Source organism: Pseudoalteromonas sp. SM9913 (assembly GCF_000184065.1).
Lineage (GTDB): Bacteria > Pseudomonadota > Gammaproteobacteria > Enterobacterales > Alteromonadaceae > Pseudoalteromonas > Pseudoalteromonas tetraodonis.
This window is the reverse complement of record NC_014803.1, coordinates 2,610,214-2,625,495: the sequence shown is the minus strand read 5'-3', so window position 1 is coordinate 2,625,495 and position 15,282 is coordinate 2,610,214. Positions and strand designations below refer to the sequence as shown.

14 protein-coding genes are annotated in these 15,282 nt (G+C 41.5%); 5 read left to right on the top strand and 9 right to left on the bottom strand.

Going from position 1 to position 15,282, the window contains the following annotated elements; genetic code table 11:
• Positions 1-84 precede the first annotated feature (84 nt).
• The 4 genes from fba to PSM_RS12030 all read left to right on the top strand — a co-directional run bounded on the left by fba (position 85) and on the right by PSM_RS12030 (position 4,946).
• Positions 85-1,149, top strand: coding sequence for a class II fructose-bisphosphate aldolase (gene fba, locus PSM_RS12045; protein ID WP_008111197.1), 1,065 nt, complete (start codon positions 85-87; stop codon positions 1,147-1,149).
• A gap of 619 nt (positions 1,150-1,768) precedes the next feature.
• On the top strand, positions 1,769-2,458 hold the full coding sequence (gene phoB, locus PSM_RS12040) for a phosphate regulon transcriptional regulator PhoB (protein ID WP_013465747.1): 690 nt from the start codon (positions 1,769-1,771) through the stop codon (positions 2,456-2,458).
• Positions 2,459-2,551: 93 nt separating this feature from the next.
• Positions 2,552-3,898 (top strand): phosphate regulon sensor histidine kinase PhoR, encoded by a 1,347-nt coding sequence (phoR, locus tag PSM_RS12035; RefSeq protein WP_013465746.1) that lies wholly within the window; start codon positions 2,552-2,554, stop codon positions 3,896-3,898.
• Positions 3,899-3,977: 79 nt separating this feature from the next.
• The gene (locus PSM_RS12030; RefSeq protein WP_013465745.1) at positions 3,978-4,946 is read left to right on the top strand and encodes a PstS family phosphate ABC transporter substrate-binding protein; all 969 of its coding nucleotides are present in this window, start codon (positions 3,978-3,980) and stop codon (positions 4,944-4,946) included.
• 68 nt (positions 4,947-5,014) lie between these two features.
• Here the strand turns inward: PSM_RS12030 and PSM_RS12025 are convergent, their stop codons facing one another.
• From PSM_RS12025 to PSM_RS11990, 8 genes are all read right to left on the bottom strand, one after another.
• On the bottom strand, positions 5,015-5,254 hold the full coding sequence (locus tag PSM_RS12025) for a hypothetical protein (RefSeq protein WP_013465744.1): 240 nt from the start codon (positions 5,252-5,254) through the stop codon (positions 5,015-5,017).
• Positions 5,255-5,284: 30 nt separating this feature from the next.
• On the bottom strand, positions 5,285-6,133 hold the full coding sequence (gene panC / locus PSM_RS12020; protein WP_013465743.1) for a pantoate--beta-alanine ligase: 849 nt from the start codon (positions 6,131-6,133) through the stop codon (positions 5,285-5,287).
• Positions 6,133-6,927 carry a 3-methyl-2-oxobutanoate hydroxymethyltransferase gene (panB, locus tag PSM_RS12015; RefSeq protein WP_013465742.1) on the bottom strand — a complete coding sequence of 265 codons (795 nt, stop codon included), beginning with the start codon at positions 6,925-6,927 and terminating at the stop codon, positions 6,133-6,135. The genes panC and panB overlap by 1 nt, the downstream gene beginning before the upstream one ends.
• Before the next feature lie 30 nt (positions 6,928-6,957).
• The gene (gene folK, locus PSM_RS12010; protein ID WP_013465741.1) at positions 6,958-7,443 is read right to left on the bottom strand and encodes a 2-amino-4-hydroxy-6-hydroxymethyldihydropteridine diphosphokinase; all 486 of its coding nucleotides are present in this window, start codon (positions 7,441-7,443) and stop codon (positions 6,958-6,960) included.
• A gap of 3 nt (positions 7,444-7,446) precedes the next feature.
• Entirely contained in the window at positions 7,447-8,745 is a 1,299-nt protein-coding gene (gene pcnB / locus PSM_RS12005; protein ID WP_024602358.1) for a polynucleotide adenylyltransferase PcnB, read from the bottom strand.
• A gap of 305 nt (positions 8,746-9,050) precedes the next feature.
• On the bottom strand, positions 9,051-9,947 hold the full coding sequence (gene gluQRS, locus PSM_RS12000) for a tRNA glutamyl-Q(34) synthetase GluQRS (RefSeq protein WP_013465739.1): 897 nt from the start codon (positions 9,945-9,947) through the stop codon (positions 9,051-9,053).
• A 13-nt stretch (positions 9,948-9,960) separates the two neighbouring features.
• Positions 9,961-10,404, bottom strand: coding sequence for an RNA polymerase-binding protein DksA (dksA, locus tag PSM_RS11995; protein ID WP_013465738.1), 444 nt, complete (start codon positions 10,402-10,404; stop codon positions 9,961-9,963).
• A gap of 222 nt (positions 10,405-10,626) precedes the next feature.
• Entirely contained in the window at positions 10,627-11,610 is a 984-nt protein-coding gene (locus PSM_RS11990; protein WP_013465737.1) for an AraC family transcriptional regulator, read from the bottom strand.
• A gap of 144 nt (positions 11,611-11,754) precedes the next feature.
• Here PSM_RS11990 and PSM_RS11985 point away from each other — a divergent pair, with 144 nt between their 5' ends.
• The gene (locus PSM_RS11985) at positions 11,755-14,304 is read left to right on the top strand and encodes a penicillin acylase family protein (RefSeq protein WP_013465736.1); all 2,550 of its coding nucleotides are present in this window, start codon (positions 11,755-11,757) and stop codon (positions 14,302-14,304) included.
• A 42-nt stretch (positions 14,305-14,346) separates the two neighbouring features.
• Here the strand turns inward: PSM_RS11985 and sfsA are convergent, their stop codons facing one another.
• Positions 14,347-15,066, bottom strand: a complete 720-nt coding sequence (sfsA, locus tag PSM_RS11980) for a DNA/RNA nuclease SfsA (protein WP_013465735.1) — start codon at positions 15,064-15,066, stop codon at positions 14,347-14,349.
• Between the last annotated feature and the right edge of the window lie 216 nt (positions 15,067-15,282).

The following is a 15,282-nucleotide window of genomic DNA, read 5'->3' as shown; positions in this document are numbered from 1 at the left end:
TTCGAGGTGCAGTTATTGCACCAAACTAACAAATCCGTTCAAACTAGATAGTTTAATGACTATCGATAAATTGGAGAATACCCAATGGCTTTAATCAGTATGCGACAACTTCTGGATCATGCCGCTGAGCATGGTTACGGTGTACCCGCGTTTAATGTAAATAACCAAGAGCAAATGCGCGCAATTATGGAAGCGGCTGATAAAACAAACAGCCCTGTTATTGTGCAAGGTTCTGCGGGCGCACGTGCGTATGCCGGTGCACCTTTTATTCGTCATATGATTTTAGCGGCAGTTGAAGAATGGCCACATATCCCCGTGGTTATGCATCAGGATCACGGTACATCACCGGGTGTATGTCAGCGTTCAATTCAGTTAGGTTTTTCATCAGTAATGATGGATGGCTCGTTAATGAGCGATGGTAAAACTCCGTCAAGCTACGATTACAACGTTGATGTAACACGTAAAACAGTTGAAATGGCACACGCATGTGGTGTTTCAGTTGAGGGTGAGCTAGGTGTATTAGGTTCACTTGAAACCGGTGAAGCGGGTGAAGAAGACGGCGTTGGCGCTGAGGGTAAACTTACCACAGAGCAAATGCTAACGAATCCAGAAGAAGCAGCTGATTTTGTAAATAAAACCCATGTTGATGCGCTGGCTATTGCCTGTGGTACATCACACGGTGCCTACAAATTTACTCGTCCACCAACCGACGACATTTTAGCGATTGATCGTATTAAAGAAATTCATGCGCGTATTCCAAACACGCACTTAGTAATGCATGGCTCGTCTTCTGTACCACAAGAGTGGTTAGAAGTGATTAACCAATACGGTGGCGAAATTCCTGAAACATACGGTGTGCCAGTTGAGCAAATTGTTGAAGGTATTAAATACGGTGTGCGTAAGGTAAACATTGATACTGACTTACGTTTAGCGTCTACCGGTGCAATCCGTCGTCACTTAGCAATGAACCCGTCTAACTTCGACCCACGTAAGTTTTTAGCCGCTGCAACACAAGCGATGACTGATATTTGTATCGCCCGTTACGAAGCGTTTGGTACTGCGGGTCAAGCAAGTAAAATTAAGCCAATTTCATTGGATGAAATGCACCTTAAATACTTAAGCGGTGAGTTAAACCCAAAAATAAAATAATGAGCCAATAACGGCGATACTCTCGCACTCATTATAAAAAGCCAGTTGCTTACGCACTGGCTTTTTTGATCTGTAAGAGATCAGTATTTTACTTACCGATAAATCTGGGATCACTCGATTACTAACTAACCTTATCTGGGATCATTACTTTACTAAGTGAAGGGCTTAAAGTGACGCATTTTGTACTTTTAAGTGTCGAACATCATAATTAATGGATAAAAATCACACAGTAAATCATTGGTTTAGCTTTGTTAGTGGGTAAAATAGTGATCCGAAAAGGGATCTGCTTGATAAAACTCTGATCCTTGTATTTAAGATCATAATAAACCTGATCTAAATAGGTGCCGACTTTTATTATTAAGCCTAAAAATAGCTGCTAGTTAGTAATTTGATGATCCCAAGTTAATATCATAAATAATGCCTTTAATAACGACTCACTTTACTGCAAACCACTTTTTTATTTACTGCTCAAGATGATAAAAATATGACATATTCAATTTTTTGTTACTATTTTGTGTTTTTTTTAGTCTCATTTTAATTTAGACGTTACACTTTAATAAAAATGTCATACTTAGTCATAATAATGAAACCTACTCAATAGCCTAAGAGATAAATTGGAATGTCACGTAAAGTATTAGTCGTTGATGACGAAGCACCTATCAGGGAAATGTTGGTTTTTGTTTTAGAACAAAATGGCTTTCAAGCCATTGAGGCAGAAGATTATGATTCTGCAATAGCCGCAATGGTTGAACCTTATCCAGATATGGTGTTACTCGATTGGATGCTACCTGGTGGTAGTGGAATTCAAATTGCTAAAAAATTCAAACAAAATGAACACACACGCCAAATCCCTATCATTATGCTGACTGCTCGCGGCGAAGAAGAAGACAAAATACGCGGTTTAGAAGTGGGCGCTGATGATTACGTTACTAAGCCGTTTTCACCTAAAGAGTTAATGGCGCGTATTAAAGCGGTTATTCGCCGAGTAGCACCTACCTCTTTAGAAGAAGCAATTGAAGTGCATGGCCTGCGCTTGGACCCTATTTCGCATCGTGTTACCTCAGGGGGCAGTGAGCTTGATATGGGGCCAACCGAATTTAGACTGTTACACTTTTTTATGACCCATCCAGAGCGTGTTTACAGCCGTGAGCAACTGCTTGATCATGTATGGGGCACGAATGTGTATGTTGAAGACAGAACCGTAGATGTTCATATTCGTCGCTTGCGTAAAGCGATTGCTACGCTTGGACACGACCGCTTAGTACAAACGGTACGCGGAGCTGGTTATCGCTTTTCGAGTAAACTATAGTGTGCTTAAAATTAAGCTTACTTAGTTAAGTAGCAATCTATTAACCTAGCTCAGTCAACTTGTCTGCTAGCGTTTATAAGGTAAAGAGCGTGTATGTATCGAGTTATTAACAAGCAGGCGCTAACAAAGCGGCTGTTTGTCTATTTTATACCTTTACTTTTAATTGGGGTGCTTATTGGTGCCCCATTTTTGATGTTGTTTTTGGGCGCTTTTTCGCTACTTATGTGGCATTACCATCAACTTTATCGGTTAAGTGATTGGCTGCATAACCAGCGCAGTTTTAACCCACCAGAAGGTGAAGGGTCGTGGGAGCAAGTATTTGAAGGCATCTATCAGCTGCAACATCGTAATCGTAAAAAGCGTAACGAACTGGCAGAGCTGATACGCCGTTTTCGTGACGGTGCTGAGGCGGTGCCTGATGCTGTTGTTGTATTGCAAAACGATTTATCAATTGTGTGGTGTAATCAACTTGCACTCAAAGTGTTAGGGTTACAATGGCCGGTTGATCATGGTCAGCGTTTAGATAACCTCATTCGCGATCCTAAATTTGCTAAATATATGCGCCGTAAAGAGTTTAGCGATGCACTGGAGCTCGAAAGTGGCCACAGTGTAGAGCAAGTACTTGAGTTTAGGGTGATGCCTTATGCTAACACTCAGTTATTGGTGGTAGTACGCGATGTCACCCGTTTAAAGCAACTTGAGCAGATGCGTAAAGACTTTGTTGCTAATGTGTCTCATGAGCTCAGAACCCCTTTAACGGTTGTTACCGGCTACCTTGAAATGCTCGACAGTGATTCGCTCCCTCCGCCTGCAATGTGGAATAAAGCACAAACTACCATGCTAGAGCAATGTAAACGCATGGATAGTTTAGTGAATCAGTTACTTTCTTTATCACGTATTGAAGGCGCAAAACGCCACAGTAATGATAAGGCAGTAAAGGTACCGCAATTGCTAAAACTGATTGAAACTGAAGCACAGTCTATAAATCAAGATAAAGGCCATCAACTTATTTTTAATATTGATGCGTCACTTGATATTACCGGTGCTGAGGATGAGCTCAGAAGTGCGTTTTCAAACTTAGTATTTAATGCCATTCATTATTCTAAGCCAGGTGGTAAAATTGAGGTGTGTTGGCAGCGCAACAATGAACAGGCATGTTTTAGTGTTACCGATAATGGTGATGGTATTGCACCAGAGCATATAAATCGCTTAACTGAGCGTTTTTATCGGGTCGATAAAGCCAGAAGCCGCACCACAGGTGGCTCAGGATTAGGCTTAGCAATTACTAAACATGTACTTACTCGCCATGGTAGCCAATTAAAAATTAACAGTGAACTGGGTAAAGGCTCCTGTTTTTCTTTTGCGTTTTCAAGCGATAGGCTGATCTCTATTTCGCCATTAGTGACGAGTAATACTGCTAGTCATAAAAGTGTCATTTAAGAGTCACACCATTGTCATGTACTCACTTTAGAGTGAACCGCAGTTAGGAAATGGGACGAACAAACTGGAGAACCCCAAAATGAAATTTAAAAACTTAGTTGCCGCAATGGGTGTGGCTGTTACAACATTTGTATCTGCGCAAGCAGTAGCATTAGAAGACGGTATGCCTGAGTATCAAAAAATTAGCGGTGTATCAGGTAACTTTTCATCGGTAGGGTCTGATACGTTAGCCAACATGATGACCTTTTGGGCTGAAGAATATAAGCGTATTTACCCAAATGTAAATATTCAAATTCAAGCGGCAGGTTCGTCTACTGCGCCACCAGCATTAACAGAAGGAACGGCAAATTTAGGTCCAATGAGCCGTGCTATGAAGTCGAAAGAAATTGAAGCATTTGAAAAGCGCTATGGCTATAAGCCAACACAAGTACGTGTAGCAATTGATGCATTGGCGGTATTTGTTCATAAAGATAACCCAATTGAAGGGCTGCGTATTGACCAAATCGATGCTATTTTCTCATCAACACGTAAATGTGGCGCACCAGAGCAAGTAAACCGCTGGAGTGATGTTGGTCTAGAAGGTGATTGGGCTGCAAAAGACGTGCAATTATATGGACGTAACTCAGTATCAGGGACTTACGGTTACTTTAAAAAGAAAGCCTTATGTAAAGGCGATTTTCGTAATAACGTGAACGAGCAACCGGGTTCAGCTTCTGTTGTACAGTCAATTTCAGCATCACTAAATGCCATTGGTTATTCTGGCATTGGTTATAAAACATCGGGTGTGCGTACTGTTCCGTTATCTAAAAAAGGTACTAACTTTGTTGATGCCACGCTTGAAAACGTAGCTCAAGGTAAATACCCACTTTCACGTTTCTTATATGTTTATGTAAATAAACACCCAAATAAGCCACTTGGCCCAGTTGAAGCTGAGTTTTTAAAGATGGTACTTTCGCAAGAAGGTCAAAAAATTGTAGAAAAAGATGGTTATGTGCCACTTTCTGCAAAGCTAGTTGAAGTTGAGTTGAAAAAGTTAGGCTTAAAATAAACCGCTAATAATTAAAAAACCGCTCAAATGAGCGGTTTTTTTTGGTTTACAATTTATGCCGATTGATATTAGTCAGCTTTACTTAAGTTTTCAGCTTGTACTTTGCATTGATTATACGCTTCGATGCATTTAGATGAGCAAACCTGTGACTTAAGGCTGTCGGTGGTTGTTTGTTGTTCACAGCTGGTTTCGCATTGATAACTTTGCTGAGCGCATTGGTTAAGTGCTGGATTACCTGCTTGGCTTTGGCACCCTGCCAATGCTGCAAAAGAAAAAGCCACTAGAGTGGTTTTAATAAAAGTTTTCATACTTATCCTTAAAGTGAGGCTACACCAGTATTAAACTTCAACCTGTATATTGTCGATTAATCTAACACTTCCTAAAAAGGCGGCAGCTAAAATAACAAATCGTGTATCTTCGAGTGTAGCAGCTTTTAATGTATCTCGTTGAGCTATCGAAAAATAATCTGGTTTTAGCCCTGCGCTTTCTAAAGTCGCTTTAGCATCAGCTTCAAGAGTAGCAAACGCTTTATTTCCGCTTTTTAGTTGCTGCGCACAGTGATTTAAAGTGTTGAATAAAATCGTAGCGGTTTGCTTTTCATCACTTGATAAATACCCATTGCGTGAGCTCATGGCAAGGCCGCTAACTTCACGCATCGTTGGCACACCAATAATTTCTACTGGTATCGACAAATCACGGGCCATTGTTTTAACAACTTGCAGCTGCTGAAAGTCTTTTTCACCAAAGCAGGCGTAATCAGGTTGGACTAAGTTAAATAGTTTAGTGACAACTGTTGCTACACCTTTAAAATGGCCAGGACGTGAGCCGCCGCAATAGCCCATCGAAATACCTGGTACATCAACAAAACTTTGCACCCCTAAGCCATTCGGGTAAATAGCCTCTACACTGGGGATAAACAAAATATCCGTTTCAAGATCGGCTAAACCTTGTTTATCGGCATCTAAGGTACGCGGATACTTGTCTAGATCTTCGTTAGCACCAAATTGCATCGGGTTAACAAAAATACTAACAACGACTTTGTCGGCCAGTGTTTTTGCTTTTTCTACCAACGAAAAGTGACCGCGGTGCAGGTTACCCATAGTAGGTACTAGTGCAACACTTAAACCCGCTTGGCGCCAAGCTCTTATTTGACTGCGTAATGATTTAATTTCAGTGATTGACTGCATTATTTAAACTCGTGTTCAGCGCTTGGAAAAACGCCGCTTTTAACATCGTTACAATACTTTTTAACAGCGGCAGGCATGTTGCCTGTTTCGAGTAAAAAGTTTTTTGAAAATTTAGGAATGTAGCCTGCAGAAATACCGACTAAATCGTGCATAACCAAAATTTGGCCATCGGTTACATTGCCCGCACCAATCCCTATAGTCGGAATGCTTAATGAGTCAGTAATACGTTTTGCTAAGGCACTTGGAATACACTCAAGCACGAGTAGTTGAGCACCCGCTGCCTCTAATGCTTTTGCATCGGCAATAATTTTTTGTGCTTGTGCTTCTTCACGGCCTTGAATTTTAAAACCACCAAATACGTGCACAGATTGCGGCGTAAGCCCTAAATGCCCACACACCGGAATACCTTGCTGAGTAAGTGATTTAATGCTGTCATGCAGCCATTCGCCACCTTCAAGCTTGACCATATTAGCACCTGAGCGCATGAGCTCTGCGGCATTTTTACACGCATCATTTGGATTTGCGTAGGTCATAAACGGTAGGTCGGCAATAACAAATAGATCACGGCTTCCAGCGCGAACACAGCGAGTATGGTACGCAATTTCTTGGTTTGTCACAGCGAGTGTGTCATCGCCACCTTGTAATACCATTCCCAAAGAATCACCGACTAAAACAACTTCAACGCCATTCTCATGAAATAACTTAGCAAAACTGGCATCATAAGCTGTTAACGCAGTGATTTTATTACTTTCAGCCTTCATTTTATTCAAAGTTGAAACGGTTATTTTAGACATAATATTCTCGCAGACAGTGGTCTTAGTTAATTACAGCGGTAATTGTTGTAAGTCGTTAAGCGGTAGGTTATTTGCTATCTGTTTGATAGATGCGCCGCTTGGTAAAATAAGTTCGGGTGCAATTTCTTGCAGCGGGTAAACAACAAACTCTCTCTCGTTTAATCCGTAATGAGGCACCGTTAAACGTTTTGTATTTATAACCTGCTCACCAAATAATAAAATATCAATATCCAGTGTGCGTGCGCCCCAACGCTCAGCTTTTCTGACTCGACCATGCTCCACCTCTATGGCTTGCGTTAAATCAAGTAACTGCTCTGGCTGTAGCGAGGTATTGATACAGGCAACCGCGTTCACATAATCGGGTTGATCTTGTGGCCCCATAGGCTTGCTCGCATAATAATGTGAGCAAGCGATAAACTCGCTGTTAGGCAAGTTTTTAAGTGCAACAACAGCATCATCAAGTTGTTTTTTAGGTGTATTAAGGTTGGCACCTAAGCCTAAATAGACACGTTGCATTCTTTACTCAGCTGGTTTTTTAGTGGTGCGCCGACGAGGACGCTTACGTGGTTTTGGTCCACCTTGATGACCTAGCTCTCGCACCATTTCTTTTTGGCCATTAATATCTTGACTCAAGTACTGTGTCCACCACTGTGCAAGCTCTGTATGCTCAGTTTCACCGGCATCAACACGCAGTAATAAAAAGTCATAAGCGGCTTTAAAACGAGGCTGCTGTGTTAAGCGATAGGCACGTTGGCCTGCACGTTTGTCTAAACGTTGTTGAATATGCCAAATATCACGGGCGCCTAACGTAAAGCGTTTTGGTACTGCAATATGCTGAGCGTTCTCACTAAGTACTTTATTAATTGCTTGGGCAAAGGCATCGTATTCAGAGAGTTGTTCTTGACGTCGAATTTTTTCAGTACGTTCAACCAATGGAAACCACAGTAACGCTGCAAATACAAACGCAGGGGTGACTTTTTTCTCTGCATTAATGCGGATGTCAGTGTTTGCAAACATTTGCTTGATGAAAGTTTCTTCAAGCCCGCCTGGGTTTTTATCCAAAATGCGGTCAAGTTCTGGGAACAACGATTTAAATAACCCGTATTTGCGCAGCATTAAAAAGTTTTGTTGTGCTTTGCCGTTTAAAAACAGCTTGAGTATTTCTTCAAACAAACGTGCCGGTGGAATGTTATCAAGCAAGCTAGCTAGAGCGGTTATTGGCTTTTCGCTTGCAGGTGCTATTTGCATATCGAGTTTAGTAGCAAAGCGCACTGCACGAAGCATACGCACGGGGTCTTCACGATAGCGTGTTTCAGGGTCGCCAATTAACTCAATTTGTTTTGCCTTTATGGCCGCTAAACCATTGGCGTAATCATAAATACAAAAATCATTGATTGAGTAATATAAGGCATTGATTGAAAAATCACGACGCTCGGCATCTTCTTCAATGCTGCCAAATACGTTGTCGCGAAGTAGTTGCCCATGTTCGCTTGATTGGCTAATTTGATTTTTGTCTTCTTGTGCTTCGTGATGGCCGCGCATGGTGGCCACTTCAATAATCTCACGACCAAAAACAATGTGCGCTAAACGAAAGCGGCGGCCAATTAAACGGCAGTTACGAAACAGTTTTTTAACTTGCTCAGGGGTTGCATTGGTTACAACATCAAAATCTTTGGGTTGTTGACCTAACAATACATCGCGAATGCAACCACCAACTAAGTAGGCATCATAGCCACCATCTTTTAGGCGATAGAGTACTTTGATTGCATTTGGGCTAAATTGTTTGCGAGAAATACCATGCTCACCTCGAGGGATCACCAACGGTTCACTGCTGATTGCGACATCTTCGGCACTGGCATTCGGGCCGATAATTTGTCGACAAAATTGAAAAAGCTTGGAAATAATAGTCTGTCTCCTAGAGAAGCGGTTGATTGACTCGCCATTGCAATCAAAATGACAACAAGTACCTTCTCATAGAGCTGTACTTACTGTTTTATGTAATTAGCATATATTTAGGCGGCTATCATATACCAGCAAGGTGGAAAAATTAAGTTGCAGTGCTGAAATTAAGCCATTTTTAACGATTTTATTTGAATTTGTTATACCCAATCCGCGAAAGAGCGTTAAATCTGTATTTCACGCGTAGTGGGAACGCGGCTTAAGTTAAAATGTGCCACGCCCCAAGCAAGTAATTGCTCTGTGGTTAAATCCATAAGTTGGTCGTGGGTTGGCAAACCTAAAAAGTTAAATACCGCTATCAAAGTCGGTTTGGGATTTTGTTTGCAAATAGCGGGGGCGTAATTTTGTTTAGAGAGTTTAAATCCGGGTTTTGCTACCGCTAAAGGTAAATGAGCAAATTCTGGAATAGGGTTATTAAGTTGCTTAAAGAGACTTATTTGACGGGCGGTAGGTTCAAGTAGATCAGCGCCTCGTACAATTCGATTGATCCCTTGCTCAATGTCATCAATAACCACCACCAGTTGATAGGCAAATAAACCGTCGCTACGTTTTATAATGTAATCTTCATGGGCCAGAGCAGGGTCAACGTCAATACGCCCCTGAATAAGGTCGTTATAAGTCACGGTTGCATGGCATTGAGTTAAGCGAAGGGCATGACCCTGTTCACTGAGTTGGCTATGTTTACATTGCCCTTGATAAATTCCACCTAGCGCTTTTATTTGCTTACGAGAGCATTGGCAGGCATAAATAAGGTGTTGTTTTGACAGTGAGTTTACTGCATCTTGATAAATAGTAAGACGCTGTGTTTGATACACAACGTTTTCATCCCAATTAAGGCAGTAGGCGTCTAAGGTATTTAGGATATCGGTGGCTGCGCCTTTAACAACGCGAGTGGTGTCTATATCCTCAATGCGTACTAACCATTTCCCTTGGTTAACTTTTGCATCTAGGTAGCTACCTACAGCCGCCACAAGTGAGCCAAAATGTAACGGCCCCGAAGGAGACGGTGCAAATCGGCCGCGATAGTCAGATACTTGCGCGGTAACGGCTGTAGAAGACATGGCTATAACTTAATTAGCCGCGTCCAGCTTGCTTTTCTTTAATTTCGGCAAGTGTTTTACAGTCTACGCATAAATCGGCAGTAGGACGTGCTTCTAAACGACGAATGCCAATTTCAATGCCACAAGACTCACAAAAACCAAACTCGTCTTCTTTAATTAAGTTGATTGTTTTTTCAATTTTCTTAATTAATTTGCGTTCGCGGTCACGAGTACGAAGCTCTAATGAGAACTCTTCTTCTTGTGCTGCGCGGTCAACGGGATCAGGAAAGTTAGCTGCTTCGTCTTGCATATGTGACTTAGTACGATCAACTTCGTTCCGTAAATCATTACGCCAAGTTTCTAAAATTGTTTTAAAATGAGCACGTTGTGCTTCATTCATGTACTCTTCACCCGGTTTTTCTTGGTATGGTTCTAAACCGGCTTGAGCCAATAAACCATGTCTTTTTTGGTCTGGCATAACTCTCTCCTAAATCCTTAATTTAATGCCTCAGCATTAGCCGGCGGTATAAATAACAGAAACTTATACCCTAGGCAAATTTATTTTTAAATAATCGAATTAGCTTCAACCCTGTTTACCCATATAAAAGTAGCAAAAGCAGTGTTTATACTTTTTTATTACAGTATCGGTTTATAAACTGGCGTTGTTATGTGGGCAAAAATAATAAAAACAACTCATCTTTTACTTTTCGGTTAAGTATTTTTTAGGCGTAATACAATACCAGCGTTTAAAAGCACGCTGAAAAGCGCTTTGTTCAGAAAAGCCCAGCGCAGTGGCAATGTTTAACGAACTGAGTCCTTGTTTTAGTAATATAAGGGCTTGTTGTTTGCATATTTCGTCAATAATTTTGCTGTAGCTGGTGTGTTGTTGTTTTAAGTAACGCTGTAGGCTGCGAGTTGATAGCGCTAATGCCTGAGCAGCTTGCTGAACACTTAAACGCTCTGGCAGGTGTTGTGTTATTAGCGCTTTGAGCTGACTAATATACTGAGCTTCGTGGTTGTAGTTAATAGCCTGTGCGGCTAATAAAGTTTCTAGCTCGTTATTAGCGCCTTTTAGTGGGCAGTGTAGTAATTGGCTATCAAAGATCATGCTATTTGTTGTGCTATTAAACTCAATAGGACAGTTAAATACACTTTGATACTGTTTAACTTCATTGATGGGCGGTTGTGGGCGCATTAATTTTATTTGGCTGAGCATCAACGGGGCTTGCCATTCACAACATTGTTGAGCAAAAGCAAGCCAGCTACTAAAAAGCTCATCTGCCATGAAGTGTGTGACTGGTGTTTTGGGGTGCCATTCTAGGCTGCTGTGTTGTGGGTGATGATGTAGGCTAATAGTGCCAATGTTTCTAACTAAGGTATGCAGCTTTAAAGCATGTTGTAATGCGCTTAATAAAGAGTCACTCACTAAAGCAATATGCCCAAGTAATCCCCAGTTTTGCGCATTAAGCGCTTGACCAAACTCTAATCCTACTGTGTTCCTATTTAAGTGTTTTGCGCCAATGGCCATGAGCTGTTCGTAATCAGCAAGCGGGTATTTATAGCGACTGTTATTAAGTTGCTGCCCTCCTTGAGTAATATTATTAAGTAAGTGTTCTTTATTCAGACCTTGAGAAGCTAAGTAACTAGTTAAAGAACGAATAATTTGGCTACTTACAAAATACATAAAATATCCTTTTCTAGACGGTTAAAGTTTAAGCTGCCCTAACTGGCGCGCAAAGTCAATTTTGTGCGTTTGAGGTCAAGATTTTAATAAGTATTTACGGCATGGTTGTAAAGTTAAACAATAATAATGACAAGGAACACCACAATGAAGCCCCATTTACTCTCACTTTGTATCGCCAGTAGCCTACTTTTAATTGGTTGTAGCGAAGACAATGACAATAACGTTGCACCACCAATTGTCGTGGTGCCTGATCCCGTTCCAGAGACGAGCGCGCCAATAATTGCATTTGATGACGATAATAAACTTGATGCGAATATCCGTTGGACTACCTTCGGTGTGCCGCATATCACTGCTGATAACTTAGAGAGCTTAGCGTTTGGTAGTGGTTATGCTTATGCTAAAGATCATGCGTGTCTATTGATGGATCAAATTATTAAAGTGCGCGGTGAACGCTCGAAATACTATGGTCCAGATAAAGTACCAGGCAGTGGCGACTCAACGCATTTAATTTCTGACTTTGGTTATAAAGCCTTGGGTGTGAATGAATATGCTCAAGCCAATTATGATCAATTAGAAGAGAACAGCCGAGCGCACTTTGAAGGGTTTGTGCAAGGCTTTAATAAATACGTTACTGATACGGGGGTTGATAATTTAGCGCCGGAGTGTGCCTCTGCACCTTGGGTTACCAGTTTAACAGCACAAGATATGTTGGCGTACTCTATGGCTACAGTGCAGCTAGCCAGCTCGGCTAACTTTTTAGAGCTCGCTTTTTTAGCAAACCCGGGTGATGCGAATGAGTATCTGCCAATGCCTACGTCAGAGCAGCCAAGTGCTGTGTCTTCAATGGTAGGCAATATTAATCAGCGAGCAAAGCAATTTAAGCTAGAGAAAAAATTTGATCACTTAGGGTCAAATGGTTGGGGGCTTGGTAAAGATATGATGGCCAATGGTAAAGGTGGTCTATTAGCAAATCCTCATTTTCCTCACGAGGGCAATTTACGCTTTTGGCAATCACACCTAACCATTCCCAACGCTATGAATGTAATGGGGGGCAGTTTGCAAGGGATGCCAGGAGTGATCAATATTGGTTTTAATGAGCACATAGCTTGGACCCATACTTTTTCTACAGCACGTCATTTTTTAATTTATCAGCTAGCACTAAATGAAAATGATCGCATGGGTTACAGCGTTGAAGGTGATAATTATGAAATTACTTCAAAAACAATTAACGTTGAGGTAACTGTGGCACCAGGGACCACAATTACACTTAGCAAACCGTTTTACTATAGCCACCATGGTTTAATGATTGAAACACCTGCCGCAAATGGTTTAGGGTGGAACGACAGCCAAGCATTTACCATCAAAGATGCCAATGAGTTTAATATGGATGTGGTTGCTCAGTGGTCAGCTATTAATCAAGCAACCAGCTTAGAAGAGATGAAGGCCTCGTTTGCTAAATACGATGGCGTTTCATTTAATAACACCATGGCCAGCGATAAAGAAGGTAATGTCTTTTTTGTTGATGACAGCACCGTTTTGAAACTGGGTGATACCGCAAATATGGCAATTCGTTTGCAACCTGAATTGGTTGCACTTAGAGAGTCGACGGGCTTTGATTTAGTACCTGGTAACTTAAAGTTATTTGAGCCGCAAGGCGTTGTGCCTTTTGAACAAGCTCCCCAACTAAGTCGCACTGACTACGTACAAAACTCAAATGACAGCTATTGGGTTACTAATCTTGAACAACCTCTTGTGGGCTTTGCTGCGCAATATGGCGATGTTCATCAGCCATTATCATTGCGTACCCGTATGGGTTTGAAGCTCATAAAAGAGGGAGGCGGTGAAGACAGTAAGTTTGATTTGGCTGAACTTGAAAATGCGCTAGTAGGCAATCGTATCTATTTAGGTGAATTAGTATTTGATGATTTAGTTGCCCAGTGTAAAGCGCGTGGCGCAACACCGGTTACCCTAACTAATGGAACAAGTATTGACCTAACAGCTGCCTGCGCCGTGTTAGAGGGCTGGAATGGCGCTATGAACCTTGATACACAAGGCGCTGCGTTAATCAGAGAGTTTGCTCACTTATTTAATGGTGATGAATACTTATATGATAATTTTGATGTGACCAACCCTGCAAATACGCCAAATACCTTACTTGCCGATGGCTCTGCGTTAACGGCTTTAGCGCATGCAGTGCTTAATTTACAAAGCAATGGCGTGGCATTAAACAGTACTTTAGGTGAGCTGCAATTTGTTGAAAAAACGCTAGCAGGCGGCATTGCTTCAGGCGAGAAACTTCCTTGGAGTGGGCCAATGAGTGTGGAAGGAGGCTTTAATGTGTATCGTTTTGATCGCAGTAGCAGTCGTTCATTTTCTACGGTGATCCCATATATCGATCATCAAACATTGGATGATGCGATAACAGGTAAACCGTTAGCGTCAAATTTAACAGCCAGTGGTTACCCTGTTAATTACGGATCGAGCTGGATGTTTGTGATGAACTTTACCGATGATGGTCCTGTGGCAAAAGGATTACTGACTATGTCGCAGAGTTCAGATTCAAGCTCAGAACATTTTGATGAGCAATCGCGTTTTTACTCAAATACGCCAGTATTAAGACCCATCTTATTTAAAGATGCAGATATTAATCTAAATTTAATTAATGAAATGGATTTATCAATGAGTAAAGAGTAAGCACACTTTGAGCGCCAGTACGAATGCTGGCGCTCTATTTACCTAGTCAATAAACGGCACTTTTTCAATTAAAGTAACTTCACTCGCTGAAATGTGTGCTTTATAAGCTAATACTTCTACGCCTTGCTCAATGGCCTCGCTAAGCAATTCTGCATAGGTTGGGTCAATATGCACCGCAGCACTGACTTGTGTGATGCCTTGGTGCAGCACTGCAAATAGTAATACCGCTCGATGCCCTTGTTTTACCATGTCGATTAATTCACGAATATGCTTTTGCCCACGAACAGTTTGGGCGTCAGGGAAGTAGCCTTGACCACTTTGTGGACGATCTTCGCTCAGCAGCGTGACTGATTTAACTTCAACATAGCAATTGGCTTTGCTGCTGTGGGTAAGTAAAAAGTCGATGCGGCTGTTTTCACTGCCATACTTCACTTCACTTTGTATGTGTTGATAGCCTGTAAGCTCATCAATAACCTCATTATTAAGTGCTTCTTCGACCACTTTATTGGCGATAGCGGTATTTACACAAATAAGCTGTGATACATTATTTTGCGTCAGCTCTAATGACTGCGGGTACTTTCGCTTGGTATTACTGCTGGTGGAATAAAAGGCAGTAAAACCGACATCGGCACAGCCCGTCATCTTACCCGTATTAGCACAGTGAGCGGTAAAAGTAGTGCCATCACTGAGCTCTAAATCAGCTAAAAAGCGTTTGTAACGCTTTAATAAAGTGGCAGATTGTAATGGCGGGGTGTACTTCATTTATGACTTCCTTATGTAACCTGAGCACTGGATAATAAGTTTATTTCAAGTAGTTGTTTTAGCGCTAACTGCGTTGAGTTCATTTTTTCTAGAGATAATAAACTTAAATATTTTTATAGCTCAATATGTTAGCAAACTTATTAACCCGAGTTTAGGGTAAGTAAAATTGAGGTTTACAGGCCGGTTGAGGTTATTCACCTCAAGCGGTTGGGAACT

Coding starts and splice junctions, on each gene's coding strand:
- fba (WP_008111197.1), top strand. CDS start 85: ATGGCTTTAATCAGTATGCGACAACTTCTGGATCATGCCGCTGAGCAT.
- phoB (WP_013465747.1), top strand. CDS start 1,769: ATGTCACGTAAAGTATTAGTCGTTGATGACGAAGCACCTATCAGGGAA.
- phoR (WP_013465746.1), top strand. CDS start 2,552: ATGTATCGAGTTATTAACAAGCAGGCGCTAACAAAGCGGCTGTTTGTC.
- PSM_RS12030 (WP_013465745.1), top strand. CDS start 3,978: ATGAAATTTAAAAACTTAGTTGCCGCAATGGGTGTGGCTGTTACAACA.
- PSM_RS12025 (WP_013465744.1), bottom strand. CDS start 5,254: ATGAAAACTTTTATTAAAACCACTCTAGTGGCTTTTTCTTTTGCAGCA.
- panC (WP_013465743.1), bottom strand. CDS start 6,133: ATGCAGTCAATCACTGAAATTAAATCATTACGCAGTCAAATAAGAGCT.
- panB (WP_013465742.1), bottom strand. CDS start 6,927: ATGTCTAAAATAACCGTTTCAACTTTGAATAAAATGAAGGCTGAAAGT.
- folK (WP_013465741.1), bottom strand. CDS start 7,443: ATGCAACGTGTCTATTTAGGCTTAGGTGCCAACCTTAATACACCTAAA.
- gluQRS (WP_013465739.1), bottom strand. CDS start 9,947: ATGTCTTCTACAGCCGTTACCGCGCAAGTATCTGACTATCGCGGCCGA.
- dksA (WP_013465738.1), bottom strand. CDS start 10,404: ATGCCAGACCAAAAAAGACATGGTTTATTGGCTCAAGCCGGTTTAGAA.
- PSM_RS11990 (WP_013465737.1), bottom strand. CDS start 11,610: ATGTATTTTGTAAGTAGCCAAATTATTCGTTCTTTAACTAGTTACTTA.
- PSM_RS11985 (WP_013465736.1), top strand. CDS start 11,755: ATGAAGCCCCATTTACTCTCACTTTGTATCGCCAGTAGCCTACTTTTA.
- sfsA (WP_013465735.1), bottom strand. CDS start 15,066: ATGAAGTACACCCCGCCATTACAATCTGCCACTTTATTAAAGCGTTAC.